The organism is Metapseudomonas otitidis, from assembly GCF_011397855.1.
GTDB classification, from domain to species: domain Bacteria; phylum Pseudomonadota; class Gammaproteobacteria; order Pseudomonadales; family Pseudomonadaceae; genus Metapseudomonas; species Metapseudomonas otitidis.
Map to the genome: position 1 here is coordinate 1300414 of NZ_AP022642.1, position 15040 is coordinate 1315453.

Annotated in this window: 15 protein-coding genes; 11 read left to right on the forward strand and 4 right to left on the reverse strand. The window is 63.8% G+C overall.

Translation table 11 applies throughout. The annotated features are described in order from the left end of the window. Positions 1–3 precede the first annotated feature (3 nt). Positions 4–1896, forward strand: a complete 1893-nt coding sequence (gene cysN / locus PotMrB4_RS06110; RefSeq protein ID WP_074971615.1) for a sulfate adenylyltransferase subunit CysN — start codon at positions 4–6, stop codon at positions 1894–1896. 118 nt (positions 1897–2014) lie between these two features. Here cysN and PotMrB4_RS06115 read toward each other — a convergent pair whose 3' ends face one another. Beyond that, a complete protein-coding gene (locus tag PotMrB4_RS06115; protein WP_044409644.1) occupies positions 2015–2455 on the reverse strand; it encodes a YhcB family protein in 441 nt (146 codons plus the stop codon). A 128-nt stretch (positions 2456–2583) separates the two neighbouring features. Here PotMrB4_RS06115 and PotMrB4_RS06120 point away from each other — a divergent pair, with 128 nt between their 5' ends. The 3 genes from PotMrB4_RS06120 (at position 2584) to zapE (ending at position 5777) form a co-directional block, all read left to right on the forward strand. Beyond that, positions 2584–3213, forward strand: coding sequence for an alpha/beta hydrolase (locus PotMrB4_RS06120; protein ID WP_172432788.1), 630 nt, complete (start codon positions 2584–2586; stop codon positions 3211–3213). A gap of 29 nt (positions 3214–3242) precedes the next feature. Continuing rightward, positions 3243–4589 carry a tryptophan--tRNA ligase gene (locus PotMrB4_RS06125; RefSeq protein ID WP_172432789.1) on the forward strand — a complete coding sequence of 449 codons (1347 nt, stop codon included), beginning with the start codon at positions 3243–3245 and terminating at the stop codon, positions 4587–4589. 93 nt (positions 4590–4682) lie between these two features. Then, on the forward strand, positions 4683–5777 hold the full coding sequence (gene zapE / locus PotMrB4_RS06130) for a cell division protein ZapE (RefSeq protein WP_172432790.1): 1095 nt from the start codon (positions 4683–4685) through the stop codon (positions 5775–5777). A gap of 64 nt (positions 5778–5841) precedes the next feature. Here the strand turns inward: zapE and PotMrB4_RS06135 are convergent, their stop codons facing one another. Together PotMrB4_RS06135 and PotMrB4_RS06140 are read right to left on the reverse strand one after the other, a co-directional pair. After that, positions 5842–6807, reverse strand: a complete 966-nt coding sequence (locus tag PotMrB4_RS06135; protein ID WP_044409632.1) for a hypothetical protein — start codon at positions 6805–6807, stop codon at positions 5842–5844. A gap of 128 nt (positions 6808–6935) precedes the next feature. Beyond that, positions 6936–7934, reverse strand: a complete 999-nt coding sequence (locus PotMrB4_RS06140; protein ID WP_044409628.1) for a GlxA family transcriptional regulator — start codon at positions 7932–7934, stop codon at positions 6936–6938. Between the two features lie 140 nt (positions 7935–8074). On the opposite strand from PotMrB4_RS06140, the gene PotMrB4_RS06145 reads away from it, so the two are divergent. Next, entirely contained in the window at positions 8075–9211 is a 1137-nt protein-coding gene (locus PotMrB4_RS06145; protein WP_044409625.1) for an acyl-CoA dehydrogenase family protein, read from the forward strand. Positions 9212–9296: 85 nt separating this feature from the next. Further along, positions 9297–10007: a deoxyribonuclease V gene (gene nfi / locus PotMrB4_RS06150; protein WP_172432791.1), complete on the forward strand. Its 711-nt coding sequence runs from the start codon at positions 9297–9299 to the stop codon at positions 10005–10007. A 1-nt stretch (position 10008) separates the two neighbouring features. Here the strand turns inward: nfi and PotMrB4_RS06155 are convergent, their stop codons facing one another. Continuing rightward, positions 10009–11046 (reverse strand): NADP(H)-dependent aldo-keto reductase, encoded by a 1038-nt coding sequence (locus PotMrB4_RS06155; RefSeq protein ID WP_172432792.1) that lies wholly within the window; start codon positions 11044–11046, stop codon positions 10009–10011. 272 nt (positions 11047–11318) lie between these two features. Between PotMrB4_RS06155 and rplM the strand changes: the two genes are divergently transcribed. From rplM to PotMrB4_RS06180, 5 genes are all read left to right on the forward strand, one after another. Beyond that, complete coding sequence (gene rplM, locus PotMrB4_RS06160; RefSeq protein WP_074971608.1) at positions 11319–11747, forward strand: 50S ribosomal protein L13; 429 nt, start codon at positions 11319–11321, stop codon at positions 11745–11747. 15 nt (positions 11748–11762) lie between these two features. Beyond that, a complete protein-coding gene (gene rpsI / locus PotMrB4_RS06165; RefSeq protein WP_044409613.1) occupies positions 11763–12155 on the forward strand; it encodes a 30S ribosomal protein S9 in 393 nt (130 codons plus the stop codon). A 252-nt stretch (positions 12156–12407) separates the two neighbouring features. Further along, positions 12408–13001 (forward strand): ubiquinol-cytochrome c reductase iron-sulfur subunit, encoded by a 594-nt coding sequence (gene petA, locus PotMrB4_RS06170; protein WP_044409610.1) that lies wholly within the window; start codon positions 12408–12410, stop codon positions 12999–13001. After that, entirely contained in the window at positions 13001–14212 is a 1212-nt protein-coding gene (locus PotMrB4_RS06175) for a cytochrome b (RefSeq protein WP_044409607.1), read from the forward strand. Before petA ends, PotMrB4_RS06175 begins: the two co-directional genes overlap by 1 nt. Further along, positions 14212–14994, forward strand: a complete 783-nt coding sequence (locus tag PotMrB4_RS06180) for a cytochrome c1 (protein WP_044409604.1) — start codon at positions 14212–14214, stop codon at positions 14992–14994. Before PotMrB4_RS06175 ends, PotMrB4_RS06180 begins: the two co-directional genes overlap by 1 nt. Positions 14995–15040 lie beyond the last annotated feature (46 nt).

A 15040-nucleotide genomic window follows, 5' to 3' on the forward strand; every position in this document is an offset into this window, starting at 1 on the left:
ACCATGAGCCACCAATCCGATCTGATCAGCCAGGACATCCTCGCCTACCTGGCCCAGCACGAGCGCAAGGAACTGCTGCGCTTCCTCACCTGCGGCAACGTCGACGACGGCAAGAGCACCCTGATCGGGCGCCTGCTGCATGACTCCAAGATGATCTACGAGGACCACCTCGAAGCCATCACCCGTGATTCCAAGAAGGTCGGCACCACCGGTGACGACGTCGACCTCGCCCTGCTGGTGGATGGCCTCCAGGCCGAGCGCGAGCAGGGCATCACCATCGACGTGGCCTACCGCTACTTCAGCACCGCCAAGCGCAAGTTCATCATCGCCGACACCCCCGGCCACGAGCAGTACACCCGCAACATGGCCACCGGGGCCTCCACCTGCGACCTGGCGATCATCCTGGTGGATGCCCGCTACGGCGTGCAGACCCAGACCCGCCGCCACAGCTACATCGCGTCCCTGCTGGGCATCCGCCATATCGTCGTGGCGATCAACAAGATGGACCTCAAGGACTTCGACCAGGGTGTGTTCGAGTCGATCAAGGCGGACTACCTGCAGTTCGCCGAGCGCATCGGCCTCAAGCCCAGCTCCCTGCACTTCGTGCCGATGTCGGCGCTGAAGGGCGACAACGTGGTCAACCGCAGCGAACGTTCGCCCTGGTACACCGGCCAGCCGCTGATGGAGATCCTCGAGAGCGTCGAGATCAGCGGTGACCGCAACCTCGACGACATGCGCTTCCCCGTGCAGTACGTGAACCGCCCCAACCTGAACTTCCGTGGCTTCTCCGGCACTCTCGCCAGTGGCGTGGTGCACAAGGGCGACGAAGTGGTGGCGTTGCCGTCGGGCAAGGGCAGCCGCGTCAAGTCCATCGTCACCTTCGAAGGCGAGCTGGAGCAGGCCGGCCCGGGCCAGGCGATCACCCTGACCCTGGAAGACGAGATCGACGTGTCCCGTGGCGACATGCTGGTGCATGCCGACAATCGCCCGCTGGTCAGCGATGCGTTCGACGCGATGCTGGTGTGGATGTCCGAGGAGCCGATGCTCCCGGGCAAGAAGTATGACATCAAGCGCGCCACCAGCTACGTTCCGGGCTCCATCCCCAGCATCACCCACAAGGTGGACGTGAATACCCTGGAGCAGGCCGCTGCCAGTAGCCTGCAACTGAACGAGATCGCCCGGGTCAAGGTCAGCCTCGACGCTCCCATCGCCCTCGATGGCTACGAGCAGAACCGCACCACCGGTGCCTTCATCGTCATCGACCGCCTGACCAACGGCACCGTCGGCGCTGGCATGATCATCGCCGAGCCTCAGTCCGGCGCCGGTCATCGTGATCCCCTTGGTCACGTCAGCAGCGAGGAGCGCGCCGCGCGTTTCGGCCAGCAGCCGGCCACCGTGCTGTTCACCGGCCTTTCCGGCGCGGGCAAGAGCACCCTGGCCTATGCCGTGGAGCGCAAGCTGTTCGATGCGGGACGTGCCGTCTACGTGCTGGATGGCCAGAACCTGCGCCACGACCTGAACAAGGGGTTGCCGCAGGATCGTGCGGGCCGCACCGAGAACTGGCGTCGCGCCGCCCATGTGGCGCGCCAGTTCAACGAAGCCGGCCTGCTCACCCTGGCCGCCTTCGTCGCGCCGGATGCCGAAGGCCGCGAGCAGGCCAAGTCGCTCATCGGTCCCGAGCGGCTGATCACCGTCTACGTGCAGGCCTCGCCGCAGGCGTGCCGTGAGCGTGATCCCCAGGGACTCTACGCGGCCGGCCAGGACAACATCCCGGGCGAGTCCTTCCCCTACGACATCCCGCTGAATGCCGACCTGGTGGTCGACACCCAGAGCCTGTCGGTGGAGGAGGGGGCCAAGGCAGTCCTCGACCTGCTGCGCAGCCGCGGCCTGATCTAAGCGCCGCTCCACGAAAATGCCCCGCTCAGGCGGGGCATTTTCTTTGGAGCGGGCGTTGAGCTTTGCCCCATGAAGAAGGCCCCGCATGTGCGGGGCCTTCTGTTTGCTGCGCGTTGGCTCAGTACTTGCCCTTGAGGCCGAAGCTCTCGTCCAGCGTACCGGGTGAGTCCGGGGCTTTCGGGGCGTAGTCCTTGGGCGCTTCGTTGCTGCGCGGCGGTGTCAGGCGCTCGCGGGTGCCGGGGGCGTCGTCGGCGTGCAGGGCAGCCAGCAGGCGCTGGCGGGTCAGCTCGTCGAGGGCAAGGCGGTTGGCGCCTTCGGACAGGTGTTCCTGAACCTCCTGATAGCTCTGGGTGAGTTTCTTGACCAGGCTGGCGGTGGTGTTGAAGTGGGTGACCACTTCGCTCTGGTAGGTGTCGAAGCGGGCCTGCAGGTCGTCCAGCTGGCGCTGGGTGCGATTGGGGGAGGTGCCCGGCAGCACGCGGGCCACCAGGAAACCGATGCCGATGCCGGCGAGCAGGGCGAGGGCCGGTAACAACCAGGCCGTGAGCGACTGTTCCACGAGTCCTTCCTCTATAAGCGGCTTTGCTTTACGTTAACGGCTCGAATCTGCGCTGTATACCGCGACGCAAGCCCTATGTGGTGCCTAACCAAGACGAGTCGACCCGGCCTGGGGTCACGGAGTTCCCGTTGTCCAATCGTGAAAATCCCATCCTGCTCCAGGGGCCTTGCGGGTCGCTGGAGGCACTTCACCTCGACCTGCCCGACGCCCGTGGGCTGGCGCTGATCTGCCACCCGAACCCCGTGCAGGGCGGGACCATGCTCAACAAGGTGGTCTCCACCCTCCAGCGCACCGCGCGTGATGCAGGCTACGCCACGTTGCGCTTCAACTACCGGGGCGTAGGCGCCAGCGCCGGCAGCCACGACATGATCACCGGCGAGGTGGACGATGCCGAGGCGGCTGCCCGCTGGTTCATCGAGCAGCATCCCAGCCAGCCGTTGACGCTGCTGGGCTTCTCCTTCGGCGGTTTCGTGGCGGCGAGCCTGGCAGGGCGGCTGGAACGCGAGGGTGTCGAAGTACCTCGATTGGTGATGGTGGCCCCGGCGGTGATGCGCCTTGCCGATCCGGCCGAGCTGCCCGAGCGCGCGGCGCTGACGGTGATCCAGCCCAAGGCCGACGAGGTGGTTCCACCCCAGGCGGTGTATGACTGGTGCGCGAGCCTGACACGCCCCCACGAGTTGCTGAAAGTGGCAGAATGCGGCCACTTCTTCCACGGCAAGCTGACCGATCTGAAGGACCTGGTCCTGCCGCGTCTCTGATTCCGAACGAAGTCCGACAAGCGAAAACCATGACCACTCGTATCCTCACCGGTATCACCACCACCGGCACGCCCCACCTGGGCAACTACGCCGGCGCCATCCGTCCCGCCATCGTCGCCAGCCGCGCCAGCGATGTGGATTCGTTCTACTTCCTGGCCGACTACCATGCGCTGATCAAGTGCGACGACCCCGCGCGTATCCAGCGTTCGCGCCTGGAGATCGCCGCCACCTGGCTGGCCTGCGGGCTGGATACCGACAAGGCGACTTTTTACCGCCAGTCCGACATTCCCGAGATTCCCGAACTCACCTGGCTGCTGACCTGCGTCAGCGCCAAGGGCCTGCTGAATCGCGCCCATGCCTACAAGGCTTCGGTGGACAAGAACGTCGAGGCCGGCGAAGACCCGGACGCCGGCGTCACCATGGGCCTGTACAGCTACCCGGTGCTGATGGCGGCGGACATCCTCATGTTCAACGCTCACAAGGTGCCGGTCGGCCGCGACCAGATCCAGCACGTGGAGATGGCACGCGACATCGGCCAGCGCTTCAACCACCTGTTCGGCGCCGGTCGCGAGCTGTTCACCCTGCCCGAGGCGGTGATCGAGGAAGAGGTGGCCACGCTGCCCGGCCTCGATGGCCGCAAGATGTCCAAGAGCTACGACAATACCATCCCGTTGTTCGGCAGCGCCAAGCAGCTCAAGGACGCGATTGCCCGCATCGTCACCGACTCCCGCGCGCCGGGTGAGCCTAAGGACCCCGACAGCGCTCACCTGTTCACCCTCTACCAGGCCTTCGCCACGCCGGAGCAACTGGCCGCGTTCCGTGCCGAACTGCTCGACGGCCTGGCCTGGGGCGAGGCCAAGCAGCGCCTGTTCCAGTTGCTGGACAACGAGCTGGGCGAGGCCCGCGAGCGTTACCACGCACTGATCGAGCGCCCGGCGGATCTGGAGGACATCCTCCTGGCCGGTGCAGCCAAGGCCCGCAAGACCGCGACGCCCTTCCTCAACGAACTGCGTGAAGCGGTCGGCCTGCGTTCCTTCCGCAGCGCGGTGCAGGGCAATGAAGGCGGCAAGAAGAAGGCGACCAAGAGCGCGCGCTTCGTCAGCTTCCGCGAGGACGACGGCAGCTTCCGCTTCCGCCTGCTGGATGCCGCGGGCGAGCAACTGCTGCTCTCTAGCGCCTTTGCCGACGGCAAGGCAGCCGGCCAGGTGACCAAGCGCCTGCAGGCCGGCGAGGCCCTGGATATTCGCGTGGACGGCAATGCCTTCGCGGTGTGGCTGGACGGTGCGGCCGTGGCACAGAGCCCGGCCTTTGCCGACCTTCAGGTTTGCGAGCAGGCCATCGAGCGGCTGCGCGAGGCGCTTGCACCACAAGACTGAATGCCCGGCGCAAGCCCGCATTCCGGCTGATTGCCAATCAACGGGGCCGTCGCTAAAGTGACGGCCCCGTTTTTCCTTGCCTTGCTATCGATCATGACCCCCCTCGAGCGCTATCAGGCCGACCTCAAGCGGCCGGACTTCTTCCACGACGCGGCGCAGGAAAATGCCGTGCGTCATCTGCAGCGGCTCTACGACGATCTGATCGCCGATGAGCGAGCCAAGCCTGGGCTGTTCGGCGGCCTGTTCGGCAAGAAACGCCAGGGACCGGTGAAAGGCCTCTATTTCTGGGGTGGGGTCGGCCGCGGCAAGACCTACCTGGTGGACACCTTCTTCGATGCGCTGCCCTTCAAGCAGAAGATGCGCACGCACTTCCACCGCTTCATGAAGCGCGTCCACGAGGAAATGAAGACCCTCAAGGGCGAGAAGAACCCGCTGACCATCATCGGCAAACGCTTTGCCGATGAGGCCCGGGTCATCTGCTTCGATGAGTTCTTCGTCTCCGACATCACCGACGCGATGATCCTTGCCACGCTGCTGGAGGAGCTGTTCAAGAACGGCGTTTCGCTGGTGGCCACTTCCAACATCGTCCCGGACGGCCTCTACAAGGACGGCCTGCAGCGCGCGCGCTTCCTGCCGGCCATTGCGCTGCTCAAGGAGCACACCGAGATCGTCAACGTCGACAGCGGCGTGGACTACCGCCTGCGTGCCCTGGAGCAGGCGGAGCTCTACCACTGGCCGCTGGGCCCGGCCTCCGAGGCCAGCCTGAAAGCCAGCTTCAGGAGCCTGCTGCCGGACTGCACCCATGCCCAGGAGGGCGAGGTGCTGATGGTGGAGAACCGCGAGATCCGTGCCGTGCGCGTCTGCGAAGACGTCGCCTGGTTCGAGTTCCGCGAGCTGTGCGACGGCCCGCGCAGCCAGAACGACTACATCGAACTGGGCAAGATCTTCCACGCGATCATCCTGGCCAACGTCGAGCAGATGGGGGTGGCCAAGGACGACATGGCGCGTCGCTTCATCAACCTGGTGGACGAGTTCTACGACCGCAACGTGAAGCTGATCATTTCCGCCGAGGTGGAGCTGAAGGACCTCTACAGCGGTGGCCGCCTGAACTTCGAGTTCCAGCGTACCCTGAGCCGCCTGCTGGAAATGCAGTCCCACGAGTTCCTCTCCCGCCCGCACAAGCCCTGAGGCGTGCAGGCATGAAAAAGGGCAGGTTTCGGACCTGCCCTTTTTTCATTTCCGCCTTTCGCGCTCAGCGTTGGGCCACTTCCTTCTCGTATTGCTTGAGCAGTTGCTGCGCGTGGGCCACTTCGAGCGCCTCCATGGCGTTGATGGGCTTGATGGCCACCGCCTTGCGCAGGTGCTCCAGCACCTTTTCCTGCTCGTCTTCGCCGTACACGTAGACCAGGGCGTTGGCGTATTCGTAGTGGCCGATGGGCAGGTCGTCCTTGGCGGTGAAGGAGCGGGTGAAGTACTGCTCCATCTTGTCCGCGCTGACCCCGTAGGTCATCTTGCCCACCAGCTTGCCGACCTTGCGGATCACCCCGGCTTCATAGCCGCCGTAGAGGGCGAGGGCGAAGGGCTGGCGAGGCTGCTTCTTCAGCAGGGCGTCCAGTTCCTCGGGGATCTGGCTGGTGTAGCCGCGCTTGAGCACCACCGGCACCGACAGCTCCTCGCCCAGGCGTGCCTTGGCGTAGACGCGGCCGAACTGGGCCACGGTGTCGGCCTGGACCAGATCGCCGGCCTCGTCGGTGTACGTGATGACTTCCTCCAGCAGGCGGTGTTTCTCGGCCTGGTCGGGGGCGAGGAACATGGCGTAGATCACCTGGGCGAACATCGCCGGCACCTGGCCGCCCACGCCCAGTTCCAGGCCCTTCTTCTTCGCCTGTTCGAAATCGCCACGGAACATCAGTCGCCAGACGTCCTGCAGGCGCGCGGCGTAGGCCTCGGCTTCCTCGGGCTTGCCGGTGAAGCCGGTGTTGCCGGCTACTGTCATCTCCAGTGCCTTGGGGTTCTGGGTGGCCATGGTCACCACCCAGTCGGCATCGGGGAACGGATAGTCGGGGCCGAAGCCACGCGTCAGCTGGGGCCAGGCCTGGCGCAGCTTGTCGCCGGAATAATCGTAGGCGGACTGGTCGTAGGGGAAGGGTTTCCAGCTGTCGTCGGCAGTGGCATGAAGGCTGGCGGCGGCCAGCAGGGCGAGCAGGTAGCGGCGCATGGGAGAGTACCTTTCTTGTTGTTCTGCGCATCCGCCCTCGGGCGGCGAAGGGTCGAGAGCCCGCTAGGGCCTGGCGCGGATCATAAGATGCTCACCCCGGGGGCCAACCCATCCTTGGGATGGCCGCGTCAGTCGCCTTTGTGCTGGAACTGCCGGCGGTACTGGTTGGGCGACAGGGTCGTGTGCTGGCGGAACAGTCGGGCGAAGAAGCTGGCGTCGTCGTAGCCCACTTCGTAGCTGATGGTCTTGATGCTCTTGCGGGTGGCGGAGAGCAGGCCCTTGGCTGTTTCGATGCGTAACCGTTGCAGGTAGTGCAGCGGTTTGTCACCGGTGGCGGCCTGGAAGCGCCGCATGAAGTTGCGGATGCTCATGCCGTGATCCCGGGCCACGTCTTCGAAGCGGAACTTGTCGGCGTAGTGCTCCTCGAGCCAATGCTGGATCTGCAGGATGGTGACGTCCTGGTGCAGTTTCTGTCCGCCGAAGCCGATGCGCCCGGGCGAGTAGCTGCGCTGGACCTCGTAGAGGATGTCGCGGGAGACCGCCTGGGCGATGGAGGCGCCGCAGAAGCGCTCGATCATGTAGATGTACAGGTCGCAGGCGGAGGTGACGCCGCCGGCGCAATAGAGGTTGTCGGCGTCGGAGAGGTGCTTGTCCTGGTTGAGCTGGACCTTGGGGAAGCGCTCGGCGAACTCACGGAAGAAGCGCCAGTAGGTGGTCGCCTCCTTGCCGTCCAGCAGCCCGGCCTGGGCCATCCAGAACACGCCGGTCGCTTCGCCGCAGATCATGCTGCCGGCGCCGTGCCGCTCGCGCAGCCAGGGCAGTATCTGGGGGTAGCGCGCGCACTGGGCGTCGAAGTCGTCCCAGAACGCGGGGAGGATGATGACGTCGGCGGCATCCAGGGGGCCGTCCACCGGCATGGTCACTTCGCTGAAGCTGCGCACTGGCTGCCCGTCCGGGCTGACCAGGTTGATCTGGAACGCGGGCCTCAGCCCCTGGCCCTGCAGCTTGCTGTAGCGCAGGCTGGCCATGTGGAAGAAGTCCTTGGCCTGCATGAGGGTGGAGGCGAAGACGCCGTCGGTGGCGAGGATGCTCACCCGCCTTAGGGTGGGAGACTGCTGAATGGTCATGGTCTTGTTCTTATTAGGGGAAAGCGGTCATTAGGCGGCTGGATCGTCTTATTTTTTGTCGCAAGTGTCCAGTGTGTGCCAGCGCAGGCCTGTCCTACAGTCGGGGCCTTCTTCGACCGACTGCCCGTGAAGGTGACGCGATGATCCCCAGAACGCTCTTCAGCCCCGAACATGAACTCTTCCGTGACAGCGTGCGCCGCTTCCTCGAAGAGGAGGCCGTGCCCTTCCATCACCAGTGGGAGAAGGATGGGCACGTGGACCGGGCCTTGTGGAACAAGGCGGGGGAGGCGGGGCTGCTCTGCTCCCACATTCCCGAGGCCTATGGTGGCGTCGGGGCCGACTTCCTCTACAGCACGGTGGTGATCGAGGAGATCGGTCGCCTGGGTCTCACCGGCATCGGCTTCTCGTTGCATTCGGACATCGTGGCGCCCTACATCCTTCATTACGGCAGCGAGGCGCAGAAGGAGAAGTACCTGCCGCGCCTGGTCAGCGGCGAGCTGGTGACGGCCATCGCCATGACCGAGCCCGGGGCGGGGTCCGACCTGCAGGGGGTGAAGACCACGGCGGTGCTGGATGGCGACCACTACGTGATCAACGGCTCCAAGACCTTCATCACCAACGGGTTCCTGGCCGATCTGGTCATCGTGGTTGCCAAGACCGATCCCAAGGCGGGGGCCAAGGGCACCAGCCTGTTCCTGGTGGAGGCGGACACGCCCGGCTTTTCCAAGGGCAAGCGCCTGGAGAAGGTGGGGATGAAGGCCCAGGACACCTCCGAGCTGTTCTTCCAGGACGTCCGGGTGCCCAAGGAGAACCTGCTGGGCCAGGCAGGCATGGGCTTCGCCTACCTGATGCAGGAGCTGCCCCAGGAACGCCTGACGGTGGGCATCGGGGCGCTGGCTTCGGCGGAGGCGGCGCTGAAGTGGACCCTCGACTACACCCGCGACCGCAAGGCGTTCGGCAAGGCCATCGCGGAGTTCCAGAACACCCGCTTCAAGCTGGCGGAGATGGCCACCGAGATCCAGATCGGCCGGGTCTTCGTCGACCGCTGCCTGGAGCTGCATCTGCAGCGCAAGCTCGACGTTCCGACAGCCGCGATGCTCAAGTATTGGGGCACGGACCTGCAGTGCAAGGTGCTGGACGAGTGCGTGCAGCTGCACGGTGGCTATGGGTTCATGTGGGAGTACCCGGTAGCACGCGCCTGGGCGGATGCTCGCGTGCAGCGCATCTATGCGGGCACCAACGAGATCATGAAGGAGATCATTGCCCGTTCGCTGTAAGGCCCCGGGTCCGCCGCCGGGCAGTGCGGCGGGCCCTTCCCGCTGGCTCCGGGTCTACCCTGTGTCGATTTTCCGGAGCCCGTTCATGAGTACTTCCCCCTTCGATGACTGGGACGGCAGCGTTCGCCATGCCAAGCGCCTGCAGGGCGAACTGGCTGCGCGGGTGGTGCTGGTGGATGACTTCGCGCCGCTGAAGGTGGTGGCGGGCGTCGACGTCGGCTTCGAGGAGGGTGGACAGGTCACCCGGGCCGCCGCGGTGTTGCTGGATGCCGATGACTACCGCCTGCTGGGCCAGGTAGTGGCGCGGGTGCCGACGTCCATGCCCTACGTGCCCGGGCTGTTGTCCTTCCGTGAACTGCCGGCGCTGTTGAAGGCGCTCGCTGGATTGCCGCAGCGGCCGGACCTGGTGTTCTGCGACGGGCAGGGGATCGCCCATCCGCGCCGGCTCGGCATTGCGTCGCACCTTGGCGTGGTGACCGGGTTGCCGACCATCGGCGTGGCGAAGAAGGTGCTGGTGGGGCATCACGCTGAGCCAGGCCTTGCCCGTGGCGAGCATGTGCCGCTGGAGCACGAGGGCGAACAGATCGGCTGGATGCTGCGCAGTCGGGACCGCGTGGCGCCGCTGTTGGTGTCGCCCGGGCACCGGGTGTCGATGAACAGCGCGCTGGAGCTGGTCTTGCGTGGTTGTCGAGGCTATCGGCTGCCAGAGCCGACCCGGCTTGCGGATCGGCTGGCTTCCCGGCGGGGCGACATGCCCGCTGCTGGAGCGGACACGCTGCCGGGGTTGTTCGACTAGGTCAGGGGGCGGGGTCCGGCTGGTCGCGATGGATCTCGGCAATCCCCTCCAGTACGGCATCGGGCAGCTTCAGTTCGCTGCTGGCGAGGTTGCTTTCCAACTGTTCGAGGTCGGTCGCGCCGATGATGTTGCTGGTGACGAATGGCTGAGCGGTGACGAAGGCGAGGGCCATCTGCGCCGGGTCCAGCCCGTGCTCACGGGCCAGGGCGACATAGCGCGAGCAGGCCGCCTTCGCTTGCGGGTTGGTGTAGCGGGTGAAGCGGCTGAACCGGGTGATGCGCGCCTGGGGCGGTTGTGCGCCGTTCTCGTATTTGCCGGAGAGCATGCCGAACGCCAGCGGTGAATACGCCAGCAGGCCGCAGTGTTCGCGGATGGCGACCTCCGCCAGGCCCACCTCGAAGGTGCGATTCAGCAGGTTGTATGGATTCTGGATGGATACGGCGCGGGGGAGTCCGAGACGGTCGGCCAGTTGCAGGAAGGTCATGGTTCCCCAGGGCGTCTCGTTGGACAGGCCGACGTAGCGGATCTTGCCGGCCTTGACCTGCTCGGCGAGTGCTTCGAGGGTCTCCTGCAGGGGCGTGAAGTCTTCGTCCCGGTGGCGATAGCCCAGTTGGCCGAAGTAGTTGGTGCTGCGTTCGGGCCAGTGCAGCTGGTAGATGTCGATCCAGTCGGTCTGCAGGCGCTTGAGGCTGGCGTCGAGCGCAGCGGCGATGTGATGTCGGTTGTGCTTCAGGTTGCCGTCGCGGATGTGGGTGATGCCGTTGCCCGGCCCCGCGACCTTGCTCGCCAGGACCCAGTCAGCCCGATCCCGCCTGGCGGCGAACCAGTTGCCGATGATGGTTTCGGTGGCGCCGTAGGTCTCGGGGCGAGGAGGGACGGGGTACATCTCCGCCACATCCATGAAGTTGATGCCGTAGGCCTTGGCGCGTTCGATCTGTGCGAATGCCTCGGTCTGGGAGTTCTGCTCGCCCCAGGTCATGGTGCCGAGACAGAGGCTGCTGACCTTCACATCCGTGCGGCCGAGTTGACGGTATTGCATGGTGGCTCCTCGTCGGGCGAAAGATCGTTATCAAATCAGGTTGAAATTTTTCCTGCAATCGGCATAATTCCGCGGCTTTCTTTGCGGGGATGCCTAGCCTGCCGAGAAGGAAGGCGGGGATGCCTAGCCTGCCGAAAACCTTTTGCCGTAGCGGACGCGCTGACCCGAGCCCCCGATAGCGTCTGTTTCCGGCTGCCCTGTGTTGCCAGGGCGAGCACTATTCAGTAAGATCCGCCGTCTTATTTTCAGGGCGGCCCCTGAGGCTATAGCGAATGAAGACTTTTACTGCAAAACCGGAAACTGTTAAGCGCGACTGGTATGTCGTCGACGCTGCCGGTCAGACCCTGGGTCGTCTGGCCACCGAAATTGCAAGCCGTCTGCGCGGCAAGCACAAGCCGGAATACACTCCGCACGTTGACACCGGCGACTACATCGTCGTCATCAACGCCGAGCAGATTCGTGTCACTGGTTCCAAGACCACCGACAAGAAGTACTACTCGCACTCCGGTTTCCCGGGTGGCATCAAGGAGATCAACTTCGAGAAGCTGATCGCCAAGGCGCCTGAGCGCGTGATCGAGACCGCGGTCAAAGGCATGCTGCCGAAGAACCCGCTGGGTCGCGACATGTATCGCAAGCTGAAGGTGTACAAGGGTGCCGTCCACCCGCACACCGCTCAGCAGCCCCAAGAACTGAAGATTTAACGGGATAGATTCATTATGTCGGCGACTCAAAATTACGGCACTGGCCGTCGCAAGACTGCAACCGCGCGCGTCTTCCTGCGCCCGGGTACTGGCAAGATCTCCATCAACAATCGCAGCCTGGAGCAGTTCTTCGGCCGCGAAACCGCTCGCATGGTCGTGCGTCAGCCTCTGGAGCTGACCGAGACAGTCGAGAAGTTCGACATCTATGTCACCGTTCTCGGTGGCGGTGTCAGCGGTCAGGCCGGTGCCATCCGTCATGGCATCACCCGCGCCCTGATCAGCTACGACGAGTCCCTGCGCAGCCCGCTGCGCAAGGCCGGCTACGTGACTCGCGATGCCCGCGAAGTCGAGCGTAAGAAGGTCGGTCTGCGTAAAGCGCGTAAGCGTCCGCAGTACTCCAAGCGCTAATACGGCGCTGCAAGAAACGCCCAGGTTCCTTTTGGCCTGGGCGTTTTTTTATGCCTGTGGAAAAGTGGGCTGCGACAGCTTGTCGCACTCCCGAATCCCTAGTGGTTCAAGGCTTTCAGCTGTTTTGTATCCGGCTATTACCTTGTCATCAGAGGGGGTTTTCTTTACCATTTGGCGAATTTTTTGCGCGGCTCGATTTTTACTTAGTAGAGGCCTGAACAACAGGCCGCAAAGCTGATGGGAGACGACTGAATGAGCAATGACGGCGTGAATGCAGGCCGGCGTCGCTTCCTTGTGGCAGCCACATCCGTGGTGGGTGCTGCAGGAGCGGTGGGTGCTGCGATCCCGTTTGTGGGGTCATGGCAACCTAGTGCCAAGGCCAAGGCCGCAGGTGCACCTGTGAAGGTGAACATCGGCAAGATCGACGCGGGCCAGCAGATTGTCGCCGAATGGCGCGGTCAGCCCGTGTTCATCGTGCGCCGCACGGAGGAAATTCTCGGCAATCTGGCCAAGATCCATGACCGCATGGCTGACCCGGAGTCCAAGGCATCCGTGCAACCGACTTACGTCGATCCGCAGAAGCGTTCGATCAAGCCGGAAATCCTGGTGCTGGTCGGTCTGTGCACCCACCTGGGCTGCTCGCCCTCCTTCCGTCCCGAGGTCGCCCCGGCTGACCTGGGTGCCGAGTGGGTCGGTGGTTACTTCTGCCCGTGCCACGGTTCCCGCTACGACCTCGCTGGCCGCGTCTACAAAGCGCAGCCTGCCCCCTTGAACCTGCCGGTGCCACCCCACTCCTACGAGTCGGATGATGTCATCATCATCGGCGTGGACCAGGAGAAGGCATGATGAGCAAATTCATGGAATGGATCGATGCGCGCTTCCCCGCCACCAAGATGTGGGAAGACCATCTGAGCAAGTACTACGCTCCCAAGAACTTCAACTTCTTCTATTTCTTCGGCTCGCTGGCTCTGCTGGTTCTGGTCAACCAGATCCTGACCGGCGTCTGGCTGACCATGAGCTTCACTCCGTCTGCGGAAGAAGCCTTCGCCTCCGTCGAATACATCATGCGCGACGTGGAATACGGGGTGATCATCCGTTACCTCCACTCCACGGGTGCGTCCGCGTTCTTCATCGTGGTCTACCTGCACATGTTCCGCGGCCTGCTCTACGGCTCCTACCAGAAGCCCCGTGAGCTGGTGTGGATCTTCGGCATGCTGATCTACCTCGCCCTGATGGCCGAGGCCTTCATGGGCTACCTGCTGCCCTGGGGCCAGATGTCCTACTGGGGTGCACAGGTGATCATCTCGCTGTTCGGTGCGATCCCGGTCATCGGTGACGACCTCACCCAGTGGATCCGTGGTGACTACCTGATCTCTGGCATCACCTTGAACCGCTTCTTCGCCCTGCACGTGATCGCTCTGCCGATCGTGATCCTGGGGCTGGTGGTCCTGCACATCCTGGCGCTCCACGAAGTGGGCTCCAACAACCCGGATGGCGTGGACATCAAGAAGAAGAAGGACGAGAACGGCATTCCGCTGGATGGCATCGCCTTCCACCCCTACTACACCGTGAAGGACATTGTCGGTGTGGTGGTGTTCCTCTTCGTGTTCTGCTTCGTGGTGTTCTTCTTCCCGGAAATGGGTGGGTACTTCCTCGAGAAGCCGAACTTCGAACAAGCCAACCCGTTCAAGACGCCGGCACACATTGCTCCGGTCTGGTACTTCACCCCGTTCTACGCGATTCTGCGTGCGGTACCTGACAAGCTCATGGGCGTCATCGCCATGGGTGCAGCCATTGCGATTCTCTTCGTCCTGCCATGGCTGGACCGCAGCCCGGTGCGCTCCATGCGCTACAAGGGCTGGCTGAGCAAGATCTGGCTGCTGGTGTTCTGCGTTTCCTTCATCATCCTCGGCGTGCTGGGTGTTCTGGCGCCGACCCCGGGCCGTACGCTGGTATCGCAGGTGTGCACCATCCTGTACTTCGCGTACTTCATCCTGATGCCGTTCTACACCAGGATGGAAAAAACCAAACCGGTTCCGGAAAGGGTGACAGGCTGATGAAAAAGCTATTTGCTGCATTTGTTATCGCTCTCCTGCCGGTTGCCGTGTTCGCTTCCGGCGGTGAAGAGGTTGAACTGGATCATGTCGAAATCGACCTGACCGACAAGGCTGCCATGCAGGACGGTGCGCGTACCTTCGCCAACTACTGCATGGGCTGCCACGGTGCCAAGTTCCAGCGCTATGAGCGTGTAGCCAAGGACCTGGGCATTTCCGAAGAGCTGATGATGCAAAACCTGGTGTTCACCGGTGCGAAGATCGGTGATCACATGCAGAGCGCCATGAAGCCGAACGACGCCAAGGTGTGGTTCGGTGCAGCTCCGCCGGACCTGACCCTGGTGGCTCGCGTCCGTGGCACTGACTGGCTGTACAGCTACCTGCGTGCCTTCTACGAAGACCCGGCCCGTCCGTGGGGTGTCAACAACAAGGTCTTCCCGAACGTGGGTATGCCCAACGTGCTGGTTGGCCTGCAGGGGCGCCAGGTTGTTGGCTGCAAGCAGGTCCAGGTCGTCGAGCATGGCAAGAAGCAGTTCGACCCGCTGACCGGTGCGCCGATCACCCATGAAGCGTGTGACCAACTGACCATCGTTCCGAAGACCGGCAAGCTGACCGAGGCCGAGTTCGACCAGAAGATCCAGAACCTGGTGACCTTCCTGGCCTACTCCGCTGACCCGAACAAGCTGCACATGCAGCGCATCGGGACCTACGTTCTGCTGTACCTGGCCTTCTTCTTCGTGTTCGCCTACCTGCTCAAGCGTGAGTACTGGAAAGACGTTCACTGATCGAACGCTGATGCTGTAACGCGCGCGCCCTGATGGGCGCGCGCTT

Excerpts from the sequence above, each read along its gene's own strand:
- cysN (WP_074971615.1), top strand. The coding sequence starts at position 4 with ATGAGCCACCAATCCGATCTGATCAGCCAGGACATCCTCGCCTACCTG.
- PotMrB4_RS06125 (WP_172432789.1), top strand. The coding sequence starts at position 3,243 with ATGACCACTCGTATCCTCACCGGTATCACCACCACCGGCACGCCCCAC.
- zapE (WP_172432790.1), top strand. The coding sequence starts at position 4,683 with ATGACCCCCCTCGAGCGCTATCAGGCCGACCTCAAGCGGCCGGACTTC.
- PotMrB4_RS06135 (WP_044409632.1), bottom strand. The coding sequence starts at position 6,807 with ATGCGCCGCTACCTGCTCGCCCTGCTGGCCGCCGCCAGCCTTCATGCC.
- PotMrB4_RS06140 (WP_044409628.1), bottom strand. The coding sequence starts at position 7,934 with ATGACCATTCAGCAGTCTCCCACCCTAAGGCGGGTGAGCATCCTCGCC.
- PotMrB4_RS06145 (WP_044409625.1), top strand. The coding sequence starts at position 8,075 with ATGATCCCCAGAACGCTCTTCAGCCCCGAACATGAACTCTTCCGTGAC.
- nfi (WP_172432791.1), top strand. The coding sequence starts at position 9,297 with ATGAGTACTTCCCCCTTCGATGACTGGGACGGCAGCGTTCGCCATGCC.
- PotMrB4_RS06155 (WP_172432792.1), bottom strand. The coding sequence starts at position 11,046 with ATGCAATACCGTCAACTCGGCCGCACGGATGTGAAGGTCAGCAGCCTC.
- rplM (WP_074971608.1), top strand. The coding sequence starts at position 11,319 with ATGAAGACTTTTACTGCAAAACCGGAAACTGTTAAGCGCGACTGGTAT.
- rpsI (WP_044409613.1), top strand. The coding sequence starts at position 11,763 with ATGTCGGCGACTCAAAATTACGGCACTGGCCGTCGCAAGACTGCAACC.
- petA (WP_044409610.1), top strand. The coding sequence starts at position 12,408 with ATGAGCAATGACGGCGTGAATGCAGGCCGGCGTCGCTTCCTTGTGGCA.
- PotMrB4_RS06175 (WP_044409607.1), top strand. The coding sequence starts at position 13,001 with ATGAGCAAATTCATGGAATGGATCGATGCGCGCTTCCCCGCCACCAAG.
- PotMrB4_RS06180 (WP_044409604.1), top strand. The coding sequence starts at position 14,212 with ATGAAAAAGCTATTTGCTGCATTTGTTATCGCTCTCCTGCCGGTTGCC.